Below are 12234 nucleotides of genomic sequence, written 5' to 3' on the forward strand. Positions count from 1 at the left end.
AGATGCGGCGCGCTGTCCCCTCGCGGAGAGCGGATCCTGCGTTAACCTTTCGTCAACCATACCGCCGACAGAATCCCAGGCGGAGGGCAGAACCATGACCCGACGCCGGGATTTCGACGCGCTGAGCGAAGCTCAGATCGCCGCGGGACGCACGCAGAAGCGCTGGGTCGAGCCGAAGGCGGGGTTCCGTCCGGCCGCGCCGCAGGCCGTGGCCGACTTGCTCGACACGATCCAGCACGTGGCCGAAGCCGCTACCGGCGAGCGCAGCTTCCTGTACCTGCGCCCGCAGGCCGGCCGCCCCCGCGGGCGCTGAGACGATCCCGCCCACGCTTCCGGCGCCCGGATCCCGCGGCGCACTGGCAAGGGCCGGCCGGTTCTGCAAAAACGCCGGTATGGCACCGCATCCCGCTCTCGAATCCGCCTGCGCGCGCGTGTCGATCGCGTCCGCCCGATCCGGCGGCGATTCATGAGTGTGGACGAGGTCGCGGATCTCCGGCAGCGCAACCGTGCGCTCGCGGACGAGGTCGCAGGCCTGCGTGCCGCCCTCGCGGCCCGGGCGGAGACAGACGCCGCGGTCGCACCGGCGGACGAGACCGCCTTCGGCCGCGCCTTCTGGCGCGCGCCCGCGCGGATCGACGCGACCCTGCCCGATCCCGACCCGGCACGGCTCGACGATGCCGAGTTCCGCAACCTCGCCGACCACCTGCCGATCCTGTGCTGGCTCGCCCGCAGCGACGGCTACCTGTTCTGGTACAACCGCCGCTGGCTCGACTATTGCGGCACCACCCAGGAGGCGATGGCGGGCTGGGGCTGGCAGGCTGTCCACGACCCCGCCGAGCTGCCGCGGGTCAAGGCGGTCTGGGCCGCCGCGATCGCCACCGGCGAACCGTTCGAGATGGTCTTCCCCCTGCGGGGCGCCGACGGCGTGTTCCGGCCCTTCCTCACCCGGATCGTGCCCCTGCGGGACGCCACCGGACGGGTGGCGCGCTGGTTCGGGGTCAATACCGAGATCGGCGCGCAGGCCCGGGCCGAGGCGGCTCTGCGCGCCTCCGAGGGCCGCCTGCGCCGGGCCCAGGAGGCCGGCGGCGTCGGCGTCTTCACCATCGACATCGCCAGCGACACCGTCCACGGGACGCCGAACTTCTTTCGCCTTTACGGGCTGCCGGAGCAGGACCGGCTCCCCGTCGACGTCATCGCCAGCCTCGTCAGCCCGGACGATGCCGGCCTGATCGCCCGGCGGGCCGACCGCGCGGCCGGCCGCGCCGCGCGGGACGTCGCCTACCGGATCCGGCGGGCCGATACCGGCGCGGAGCGCTGGATCGCCTGGCGCGGCGCGTTCGAGCGGGACGGCGCGGGGCGTGCGGTCCGGTTCGTCGGCGCGGTGCGCGACATCACCGACCACAAGGCCGCGGAGGGGCTCGCCGAGGCCAACGAGCGCGAGCTGCGCCTCATCACCGATGCGCTGCCGGTGCTGATCGCCTTCATCGGCCGGGACTACATCTACCGTTTCGCCAATGCGGCCTATCAGGACTGGTTCTTCCGCCCGGCCTCCGAGATCGTCGGCCGCGACGTGCGTGCGCTCCTGACTCCGGCGAATGCCGAGTTGCGGCGCACCTATATCGAGCGCGCGCTCGCCGGCGAGGCCGTCCTGTTCGAGGCGGCGTGGCCCCACGCGGACGGGCGCCACCGGGATGCCGAGATCCGCTATCTGCCCCGGCGCGATGCCGGCGGGGCGGTCGACGGCTTCCACGTGTTCGTCCAGGACATCACCGACCGCAAGGAGGTCGAGGCGGCGCTGCTCTCCGAGGTCACGCAGCGCACCCGCGAGCGCGACCGGCTGTGGGAGACCACCAACGACCTGATGGGCACGGCGGGGCTCGACGGCTTCCTCAAGAGCGTCAACCCGGCCTGGGCGCGCATGCTCGGCTGGACCGAGGCCGAGCTCCTCGGACGCCCGTTCGCGACGTTCATCGATCCGGACGACCATGCCGAGGCCGCCGCGGTGGTCGGGCGGCTCGCCGCCGGCGAGAGGGTGGCGGGCTTCGTCGACCGCGTCCTCACCCGCGCGGGCGACCGCCGGGTCGTGATGTGGACCGCGGTGCCCGAGCCCGGGGCCGGGCTGTTCTACATCGTCGGGCGGGACCTGACCGAGCAGCGCCGCGCCGAGGAACAGCTCCTGCAGGCGCAGAAGATGGAGGCGATCGGTCAGCTCACCGGCGGCATCGCCCACGACTTCAACAACCTGCTCACCGGCATCATCGGCTCCCTCGAGCTGATGCAGACCCGCATCCGGCAGGGGCGGTTCGACGCGATCGAGCGCTATGCCGGCGCCGCCATGGCATCGGCCAACCGGGCGGCGGCCCTGACTCACCGGCTGCTCGCCTTCGCCCGGCGCCAGCCCCTGGCGCCGCAGCCGACCGCCGCCAACCCGCTGATCGCCGGCATGGAGGAGCTCCTGCGCCGCACCCTGGGAGAGCGGGTGGAACTCGCCCTGGTCACGGCGGCCGACCTGTGGCTGACCCTGTGCGACCCGCACCAGCTCGAGAACGCCGTCCTCAACCTCGCCATCAACGCCCGGGACGCGATGCCGGAGGGCGGCCGCCTCGTGATCGAGACCGGAAACGCCCGCCTGGGCGACGCCGACGCAAGGCTGGAGGCCGGCGCGAGGGCGGGCTCCTACGTGAGCATCCGCGTCAGCGATACCGGGACCGGCATGAGCCCGGAGGTCGCCGCCCGGGCCTTCGATCCGTTCTTTACGACCAAGCCGCTGGGCCAGGGCACCGGCCTCGGCCTGTCGATGATCTACGGCTTCGCCCGGCAGTCCGAGGGGCATGTCCGGATCGATTCGGAGCCGGGGCGCGGCACCGCCGTCACGCTCTATCTGCCGCGCCACCGCGGCGTCGCGGAGCCCGAATCCGTGGCCTCGGATCGCACGGTGCTGCACCGGGCGGCGCGCGGCGAGACCGTGCTGGTGGTGGAGGATGAGCCGGTGGTGCGGGACCTGATCGTCGAGGTGCTGGCCGACCTCGGCTACACCGCGGTCCGGGCCGCGGACGCCCGGGCGGGGCTCGCCCTGCTGCGGGGACCGGGCCGGATCGACCTTCTGATCAGCGATGTCGGCCTACCCGGCGGCCTCGATGGCCGACAGATGGTGGATGCGGCCCGCCCGCACCGGCCGGACCTGAAGGTCCTGTTCATCACGGGCTATGCCGAGAACGCGACCTTCGGCACCGGTCACCTGGAACCGGGGATGCAGATGATCACCAAGCCGTTCTCCGTGGAGGTGCTGGCCGCCCGGGTGCGGGCGATGATCGCCGGTCGCGACTGACCGCCGATGCCGCCCCGCGTCCCACGCCCCGCCGCCCCGCCGCCGTCGCCGCCGCCGCCGCCTCTCTCGCTGCCTCTGTCGCTGACGACCCGCATCCTGCTGCTCGTCCTGCTCGCCCTCGCCCCGGCGCTGGCGATCCAGGGCTACAACGAGGTCGCCCTGCGGGCGAGCCGCGACGCGGCTGTGCGGGCCGAGGCCCGCGCCATCGCGCGGGACGTCGCGGAGGATTTCGCGCAGATCTCCGAGCGGATGCAGCAGGCTCTCGACCTGATCTCCGGGGATGCCTCCGTGCAGACCCGCGACCCGGCGTCCTGCACCGCTTACCTGCGGCGCGCCGCCGCCCGGCTGCCGCACGTGCTGCTGATCGCCCTCACCGATCCCGAAGGCGCCGTGCTCTGCGACAGTGCCAGCTCCCCGGCGGGCTCCTACACGAGCCGCGACCGCGCCTATCACCGCCGCGCCCTGGAGACGGGCGGCTACGCGGTGGGCGGCTACGCGGTCGGCCTCCAGACGCGGCGGCCCTCGATCCACTTCGCCCGGGCCGTCCATGCCGGCGACGCGACGGCGGCCCCCACCGGCGTCCTCCTCGCCGCCGTCGACCTCGACTGGCTCTCCGATCATCTGGAACAGACGCTCCATCAAGCGGAGACGGCGATCACCGTCACGGACCGCGACGGCCTGATCATCGCCCGCCGTCCGGACGAGGCCGCCTGGATCGGCAAGCCGCTCCCGCCCGACCAGCGCGCCATGCGGGAGATCCAGGGCAGCGAAGTCCGCGTCGCCGAGGGGCTCGACGGCCGCCTGCGGATCATCGCGGCCGCAACGCCGGACGGCCCGCTGGCGGGGGTGCGCGTCGTGGTCGGGCGCGACCATGCCGCCGCCTTCGCGGATATCGACGCCGCCACGCGCCGCGGGCTGGTGCTGATCGCGCTCGGGGCGGCGCTGGCGCTGGCCGCCGCCCTCGTGGCCGGGCGGCTCTTCATCCGCCGCCCGGTCGAGCGGCTCCTGCACATCGCGGCGGCTTGGCAGGCCGGTGATCTCGCCGCCCGCACCGGCCTGCGCGGCGCCACGGAGTTCGAACGCCTCGGCAGCAAGCTCGACGCCATGGCCGGCACCCTCCAACGCAGCACCGCCGCGCTGCACGCGGAGATCCAGAACGGGCGCGCCCTGCAGGCGCAGCAGGGCACGATGCTGCACGAACTGAACCACCGGGTGAAGAACACCCTGGCGACCGTCCAGGCCCTCGCCCGCCAGTCCCGCGGCTCCGCGGACGTCCTGGAGGCGCGGATCCTGGCCCTGTCGAAGACCCACGACCTCCTGACCCGCGAGGACTGGAGCGGGGCGTCCCTGCGCGAGGTGCTGGAGAACGAACTAAGCCCCTACCGGACCGGCGGCGACCAGATCCGCCTGGACGGTCCGGACGTCTCGCTGAGCCCCCGCGAGGTGCTCGCGCTCGGCATGACCATCCACGAACTGACCACCAATGCCGCCAAGTACGGCGCCCTCTCGGTCCGCGAGGGCCGCGTCCGGGTGACGTGGTCGCTCGCGCCGGGCGCGCGACATCTGCGGTTCCGCTGGGAGGAGAGCGGCGGCCCGCCGGTGCAGCCGCCGACCCGGGTCGGCTTCGGGACGCGGCTGATCGCCGGCGGCGTGCGGCGCGAGCTCGCCGGCACGGTCGATCTCGCCTTCGAGCCCCAAGGCCTCCAGTGCCGGATCGACGTGCCGCTGGATCCGGGGCTCGGCACGATGCTGGCACCCACGGGCTAGAGCCCACGGGGTTCAGCAAGATTGTCTCGATACGACAGGGCGTTGAGGCGACATTCTGATTGATCGGTTCAGCACATCCGGATCAGCCGGGCGCGATGGGCCGGCTGGCTTGGACAGGATGCGGAACGACGAAGCAGTCCCTCTGCCGGCGAAGCGCCGGGCCGCTCGCGTCACACGTGAACGAACGGGCATAGCCACCTGACGGAAAACGACCTTTCGGTCCCGGGATCAGGTGCTGATGCGTGTAACCTCCCGGACGTCCCGCTTCACCTGTCGCCATGTCCGCCAGGGTTCCAGGTTCGAGAGCGCCATCCGGCGCACGCCCATCCAGCCGAGGCCGAGCGCGACGGCCAGGAACGGCGCGGCGACGAGCAGCGCGGCCGGCGCCTCGGCACCGAACGGCACCGCCAGCAGCTTCACCACGGCGTCGAGGCCGAGGAAGAAGGTGACGATCAGGAGCACCGGGATCGTGCCGATGATGGCGACCAGCGATACGATCGCCCGGATGTTGCCGTCGATCTCCGTCCGCGCCAGCGTCAGCAGCGCCTCCACGTGCGCGGTCCCCTCGCGCAAGGCCGCGATCAGCAGGGCGAGGGTTCCGTCCGGGGTCTGACGCATGGATACGATGGTCCTCGGGGCCGTTTCCGGCCGTCCCGGGCCAACGGGGCCGCGGGCCGAAGCGTTCCGCCCCCGACGCTCACAGCATCAGGAGCACCGCGCCGAGGATCAGCACGGTCGCGAGGCCGGCCAGGATGACCGCCCGGCTGGCATCGGCCCGGTCGTCCGGGATCGGCTCCGGCGGGGCCGCCGCAGCGGATCTGGGCGCAGCGAAGGCGGCGGCGCCGTATCCTGCCTCCGTGGCCCGGTCCGGCGGCGTGCCGGGCTTCGGTGCCGGGAGTTCCACCGCGGTCGAGACCGGCCGGTTCGCCGGGGGGCCGACGGCCTCGGGCTCGACGCTCACGCCCGCCGCCTCCAGCTCCAGCATCACCAGAACCAGGGCATCGACATCCATGCGCTCGACGGGCAGCGCGGTGCGCAGATCGTCGGCCGTGATGGCGCCCCGGCTCCGGCCGAGGGCGATCAGCCGGTCGAGCGTGCCGCGATCCAGACCCTGCGTCATGCCCCGTCCTCCCCGGCCGCGACCCGATGGTCTATCGCGAAACGCGCCCGGGCGGGCCCGGTTACCCGGCGGCGCGTCCGGCGCTAGGCGCTGAGCGCCGGACGCGCCGCCGGTATGGGGCCGGGCTCGGGGCTTGCGGCGGCGCCCGTTCCCGCGCGGAACCGGAGCATCGGCCGTTCGATCAGAAACCAGCTCAGCAGGCCGAGGGGCATGGCGGCCCCGAGCGCCAGGGCCGCGACCGCCCAGGGGGAAATGCCGGGGATCCGGGCGATCAGCAGGTTCTGCAGCGGCCAGGCGTAGAGGTAGAGCCCGTAGGACGGATCGATCTGGGCGGTGGCGCGGCTGAGGGCATTGGGACGCACCGCGAAGGCGAACCAGAAGATCAGATACCCGCCGAGGAGCGCGAAGGCCGGCTCGGCCAATGGCCGGCTGAACAGGAGCGGCACCAGCAGCAAGGCGGCGAGGCCGGCGCCGCGGCGCGTGTAGGTGATCCGGTCGGCGAAGAGCCGGAAGGCGCCGCCGCAGCAGAACACGAAGGTGAGGCGGATCATCTCCGACAGGGAGCCGAGGGCATCTCCCGGATGCCCGATGGGCAGGTAGAGCCAGCGCAGGGCGAGGAGGATGCCGAGACCCGTGAGGAGACCGAGATAGCGCCCGCGCCGGCGCAGGGCGCGGGCGGTGCCGACGAGGCCGAGCAGCAGGTAGCAGCCGAACTCGCAGGGGATCGTCCACATCGATCCGTTGAGCAGCGGATAGGGCAGCCCGGCGAAGGTGCCGGGAACCACCGGCATGAGGAGCAGCGACAGCCGCGCCAGGGCCTCCAGCGGCGAGGCCGCCGCGAGGTCGCCGCCGCCCAGGGGCGCGACCACGGCGATGCAGAGCAGGGACGCCACCACGAAGGCCGGGTAGATCCGCAGCGCCCGCCGCATCAGGTAATCCGCGAAGGAGCGCTTGGCGCGGTAGCTCGCGGTGATCAGGTAGCCGCTCACGAGAAAGAACCCGTCGACGGCGATCTCCCCGAGGGACAGGGTGCCGAAGGCCTGCGTCAGCAACTCGCGCGACCGGTTCCCGTCCACGAGTTCGGGGGCGTGGGCCAGGATCACGAGGGTCGCGAACAGGAGGCGCAGGGACCCGAAATTGTTCGCCCGCGGATCCCGGCCGCCCGTCACCTCCGCCACCGCTGTTCGCTCCCGACCCCTCTGCCCGGTGTTCAGGGGTCAAGAAGCGGCGCGCGAAGGCAAGGACGCCGGCGCCACACCGGATGGGGATCGGGCGGCGCCGCGCGATGGGACGGGCGCCGTTGCACGGGCGACGCAGTCGGATCAGGGCATGGCCGTGGCCCGGGCCCGCAGCTCAGCCGGACAGCGCGTCGCCCTCCGAAGCTGGAGGGGCCGACCCTTCAAGGTGCTGAGGGCTGCGATAGAATTCAGTCTCTGAGCCGATCGCCGAACTGCCGGTCATCGCGTGTGGCGCGCTCGCGGCGCCGTTGGGGCCCATCGGGCAACTCGCCGCGACTGCCTTCCGCAGCGGGCAAGCCGCGTCTGAAAGCCGCGTCCGTCGGGCCGGGCCGTCGGGCCGGCACGATCGATGTGCGCCTTCAACGGCACTGTTCCTACCTACACCACCCCAAGTGCCGCGCGAGATCCAGCCTGTCGGGCTCGTGTCGGTATCGGTACCTCCGCTGCCGCGCGGGTGACGTCCTGGACGATCCGGCGTGCCGACGCGGGTGTGCCTTCTGTCGCCACCCGCATGGTCGTCCCAAGCGCCGCGCACGCCCGCGAGCTATCGTCGACCACGACGCGGATGCCGGAAGCGCCGTCCCTCGTCGCGCGTGTCGGGGGCGACGTCGCGGCTCCAGCGCGCGCCGCGCCTCCGTACCGACCGTTGCTCGTCCTGATCGAGGTGGAACAGCGTCTTGCGGTCGAGAGGCCGCCCCGTCGACCTCGGCCCCGCCCTCGTCCCCAACCCTGATCCCCAACCCTCCGTGCCCTAGAGGCTGTTACGGACTGCAGCGAAGTCAGCGGCCCTGCGGAGGAGCAGGACGCTGAAGGCGACGAGGTGCAATCCGGCCAAAGTGGCTGGCAGGCGCTCGTAGTCGCGAGCCAATCGGCGGAAGCGGGCCATCCAAGCGAAGGCACGCTCGACGACCCATCTGCGTGGCAGCAGCACGAAACCGCGCTTGGCCTCGGGTAGCTTCACAACCTCCATAGCGATGCCGTGATCGGCTGCTGCCTTCGCCGCACGCTCTCCTGTGTAGCCCTGATCGACATAGGCGAGGTTCACGCTGTCGCCGGTCGCCTCCTGCACGGCATCAGCCAACCTCGCCACGGCGGCGCGGTCGTCGGCATTGGCGGGCGTGACGTGCAACGCCAGCACCTGCCCGAGCGTATCGACGGCCGCGTGCAGTTTCGATCCCGGGTGCGCTTATGGCCGTCCCAAGCGGCGCGGGCCCCACTCTCGGGCGTCGAGCGCAGCGTCCGGCTGTCGAGGACCACGGCCGAAGGTTCCTCGGTCCGGCCCGAAGCCAGGCGCAGCACGGCGCGCAGGTCGTGGACCAAGGTCTCGAAGCAGCCCGCCCTCAGCCAGCGTTGGGCTTGATCGTACACCGCGTGCCAGGGCGGCAGATCGTGGGCATCGCACGCCAAGCCACGCCGTATCGCACCACGTAGCGCAGCCCGTTGAACACCTCCCGCAGATTGTGCTCGCGCTGAGCGGCCGTTTCGGGAAGTAAGGTCAGGTAGGGGGCGACCAGCGCCCATTCTTCATCGCTGACATCGGACGGATAGGCACGGCGGGACTGCATCCTGCCAACTGGCTGTAGGCGAAGGTCGGGGACGCAACGCTTTCGAAGCGAAACGCGCTCCCGACACGCTTCGAACCTGCGACCGTGGCCGCAGGAGCCCCGCGACGTCCCCGTCGAGGCGATTGGAGGCGGAGCGTGATCGTATCGCCGCCGTTGCGCTCCTCGCGCGCTTGGGCTAGGGAATGGCCACGGCCAGCACCCGTAGCTCAGCTGGATAGAGCGTTGCCCTCCGAAGGCAAAGGTCACACGTTCGAATCGTGTCGGGTGCGCCAAATTTTCCCACATTCGTCAGCGACTTATCTGATTCACCTATCTGGCGCCCCTGACCTTTCGAGGGATGGTGTGCCGGAGGTGTGCCAAAGATGTCGCCTGTGGGCGTGATAGAGACCACCTCAACAGCGTCGCACGTTCAGAAAATTTTTGACATTGGCAGATCGAGCCCTCGCGTGAGGGTTGGATAGCCTCCGACTTCAGGTTGATTCGGTGTCCTGACCCAGCCAGTTTGCCTCCCGGAGGTTGGCATGGGCAGATTGTGGGCCGGTTTTGTTGCGGCGATCCTTCTGATCGCGCCGCCCTGTCACGCCTACGCAGGCGGCCTCGCGCTGTCCGGCAACGCTCGGTGGGTCGTTCTGGCCAGCCGACCTGACCTCGACGCTGCCATCGGCGTCGCCCGCTACCATCGCTGGCAGTTCCCGAGCGTGCGTGTCATGCGTGCGGCCAACGGCTGGTTCGCGGTCGTCGCTGGGCCGGAGAACGCCACGGATCCGCGCGCCCTGCGCCAGCGCCTCACCCGCACAGGTGGTCTGCCGAGCGACTTCATCTTCTCGCGCGGTGATAGCTACGTCGAGCAGGTCTGGACGCCACCGCCCTCGCCCAGCGGGCCGAGCGCCAAGTTTGACGGTAAGCACGATAGCATCCTGCGCGTCGGCAGCCTGTCCGTGCACCTCAGCAGCGCCAGAGGGAAGGATGGTGATCGCCACCCGGTTGCTGTGGGCCGCGAGGATGGACAGGCGGCCTTTGCCATGTCCCTCGATCAATCCACGCGCGGGACAGACGACGATTCGAACACGGACTTCGCCGAGGTCGCCGCCGTGCGTCTCGACCCGATCTCGCCCCGCGTCAGCCTCGTGTTCTCATCGTTCTGGGGCGGCGCCCACTGCTGCACGGTGACGAAGATCGCCACGCAGGACTCGCGCACAGACCGCTGGTTGGTCGCGGACGGCGAGACCTTGGATAGCGGCGGCTACGCCTTTGAGGACCTTGACGGAGACGGCACCTACGAACTGCTCAACGGCGACAACAGCTTCCTGTATGCCTTCGGCCCCTATGCCTCGTCCAATCCACCCGCTCAGATCCACTGGGTGCGGGCCGGACGGCTGGAGGATGTGACCCGCCACGCCAACTTCGCGGGCTACCAGCGCCAGCGGCTCGCCGGGATGGAGCACGCGGCAAACCTCGACCCCGAGCGGTGGCATGATAACAACTTCCTCGGCGGCTGGGTCGCGCAAAGCATCCTCGTCGGACGCGGTGAGGCCGCGTGGGCGCGCATGCTGCAACTCTACGACCGCAATGCCGAGTGGCCCTACGAGGAATGCACGGTCGCCCTGCCCCTGGCCAAATGCCCAGACGCGCGGAGACGCAAGACCGACTTCCCGACCACGTTACGGCGTCACCTGAACGAAGCGGGCTATCCGACACCTTGGCTCGGACCGCTGGCGGTGGCACCGCCCGCGATCACTGTGCCTGCGGGCCCTGCCCGGTACGAGGTCGCCGCTGCGGCCTTCGAGTCCCAGCCGGTGAATGAGCGTATCCGCCTCCAGGTGCTGCTGACCGCCACCGGCCATCAGGTCGCCGTGCCGAACGTCGATTTCTCCAAGCGACTGTTCGAGACGGTGGTGCGCTTCCAGTCGCAGAGCGGGCTACCCGTCACCGGGGTGATCGATGGGGGGCAAGCTACCGCGCTCATGAGCGAGGCGACCCCGCTGCTGCGCATCTGGGGTTTTCGCGCCGCGGCGCATCCGTACCGGGGCCACCCGATCTGGGTGCCGTTTGGCCTCGGGCTGCGCGAGGAGCGCACGGGCTCGGGCGTGACCTGGACCGACCCGGCCAAGCGCGCGACGCTCACCTACATCGCCACCCCGAGCGCGCTCGAAGACGGCTACCGCGCCGCCCTCGAACGGCTCGCCGGGGACGGCGCACGGGTGAACTACAAGGTGCTGCGCCCGGACTTCTTCGCGATCTCGGCGTCCGGAACGGACGGGCTTGACTGGTACATGCGCTTCCATCGGGACGGGGCTGGCACGCTCGGCTTCTTCCTGGCCTGGAAGTCCGCCGAGACCGACCTGCACATGGAGCGCGTCGCGGTGCTGGTTTCGGGGTCGCTGGCCGCCAGCATGTCGGGCGCGCCGTTCACGGCGCCGATCGCCGTGGCTCCGCCGCCTCCGGCGGTCGCGGTGGCCACGCCCTCACAGCCGGTCGTCCCGATGCCGCCCGCAGTCGCTCCTCGGCCGCCGGATTCCAAGCCGCATACGGCCTCATCGGGCACCGGATTCTTCATCAGCCGCGCTGGCCACCTGCTGACGAACGCCCATGTCGTTCAGGACTGCGCGGCCATTGAGGTGAATGGACCGAATGGGCTGGTAGCCGCTCGGCTTGTGGCCCAGGACCGGACGAACGACCTTGCGCTTCTGAAGGCTGAGATCACTCCGGTGAAGATCGCCGCTTTGCGCACAGGCGTGCGGCTCGGCGAGGCGGTGGCGGTCTTCGGCTACCCGATGTCGGGCATGCTCTCGACCTCGGGCAACTTCACGCTGGGTAACGTCACGGCTTTGACGGGGCTCGCCGATGACAGCCGCTACTTCCAGATCTCAGCACCCGTTCAGCCGGGCAACTCGGGCGGCCCGCTCGTGGACGCCTCCGGCAACCTGATCGGTGTGGTGAGCGCGAAGCTGAATGCCTTGAAGGTGATGGTGGCTACGAATGGCGATATCCCGCAGAACGTGAACTTCGCCATCAAGGGGTCGCTGGCGGGGGCATTCCTGGAGAGCAACGGCGTGGCCTACGCGACAGGGACCGACACCGCCGCCCTGCCTCCGGCCGATCTGGCTGAGCATGCCAAAGGGCTCAGCGCTTTCATAGCCTGTCGATAGGAGCACGCAGCGGGCGGGTGGAGATAGGCCGACAGCAGCCGCTTCGGGTCTTCCATCATCAAACCCG

Annotated in this window: 7 protein-coding genes, 1 tRNA gene and 1 pseudogene; 5 read left to right on the forward strand and 4 right to left on the reverse strand. The window is 71.0% G+C overall.

Annotated features, from left to right (window positions below; genetic code table 11):
- Positions 1-94 precede the first annotated feature (94 nt).
- The 3 genes from A3862_RS24680 (at position 95) to A3862_RS24695 (ending at position 5095) form a co-directional block, all read left to right on the forward strand.
- Positions 95-313 carry a hypothetical protein gene (locus A3862_RS24680; RefSeq protein WP_043356299.1) on the forward strand — a complete coding sequence of 73 codons (219 nt, stop codon included), beginning with the start codon at positions 95-97 and terminating at the stop codon, positions 311-313.
- Between the two features lie 153 nt (positions 314-466).
- Positions 467-3328, forward strand: a complete 2862-nt coding sequence (locus tag A3862_RS24685; RefSeq protein WP_052083587.1) for a hybrid sensor histidine kinase/response regulator — start codon at positions 467-469, stop codon at positions 3326-3328.
- 6 nt (positions 3329-3334) lie between these two features.
- Entirely contained in the window at positions 3335-5095 is a 1761-nt protein-coding gene (locus A3862_RS24695) for a sensor histidine kinase (protein ID WP_100793942.1), read from the forward strand.
- Positions 5096-5323: 228 nt separating this feature from the next.
- On the opposite strand, the gene A3862_RS24700 is transcribed toward A3862_RS24695, so the two are convergent.
- The 4 genes and pseudogenes from A3862_RS24700 to A3862_RS24715 all read right to left on the reverse strand — a co-directional run bounded on the left by A3862_RS24700 (position 5324) and on the right by A3862_RS24715 (position 9018).
- Entirely contained in the window at positions 5324-5713 is a 390-nt protein-coding gene (locus A3862_RS24700) for a phage holin family protein (RefSeq protein WP_043756492.1), read from the reverse strand.
- Positions 5714-5792: 79 nt separating this feature from the next.
- Complete coding sequence (locus A3862_RS24705; RefSeq protein ID WP_043756490.1) at positions 5793-6215, reverse strand: RNA polymerase sigma factor region1.1 domain-containing protein; 423 nt, start codon at positions 6213-6215, stop codon at positions 5793-5795.
- A gap of 83 nt (positions 6216-6298) precedes the next feature.
- A complete protein-coding gene (locus A3862_RS24710; RefSeq protein ID WP_043756488.1) occupies positions 6299-7393 on the reverse strand; it encodes an acyltransferase family protein in 1095 nt (364 codons plus the stop codon).
- 811 nt (positions 7394-8204) lie between these two features.
- A pseudogene (locus tag A3862_RS24715) lies at positions 8205-9018 on the reverse strand (IS5 family transposase).
- Between the two features lie 195 nt (positions 9019-9213).
- On the opposite strand from A3862_RS24715, the gene A3862_RS24720 reads away from it, so the two are divergent.
- Positions 9214-9290: transfer RNA gene (locus A3862_RS24720), tRNA-Arg, on the forward strand.
- Between the two features lie 249 nt (positions 9291-9539).
- Positions 9540-12167, forward strand: coding sequence for a serine protease (locus A3862_RS32205; protein ID WP_236961488.1), 2628 nt, complete (start codon positions 9540-9542; stop codon positions 12165-12167).
- The last annotated feature ends 67 nt before the right edge of the window (positions 12168-12234 follow it).

Origin of the sequence: Methylobacterium sp. XJLW, assembly GCF_003254375.1 — a bacterium.
Lineage (GTDB): Bacteria > Pseudomonadota > Alphaproteobacteria > Rhizobiales > Beijerinckiaceae > Methylobacterium > Methylobacterium fujisawaense.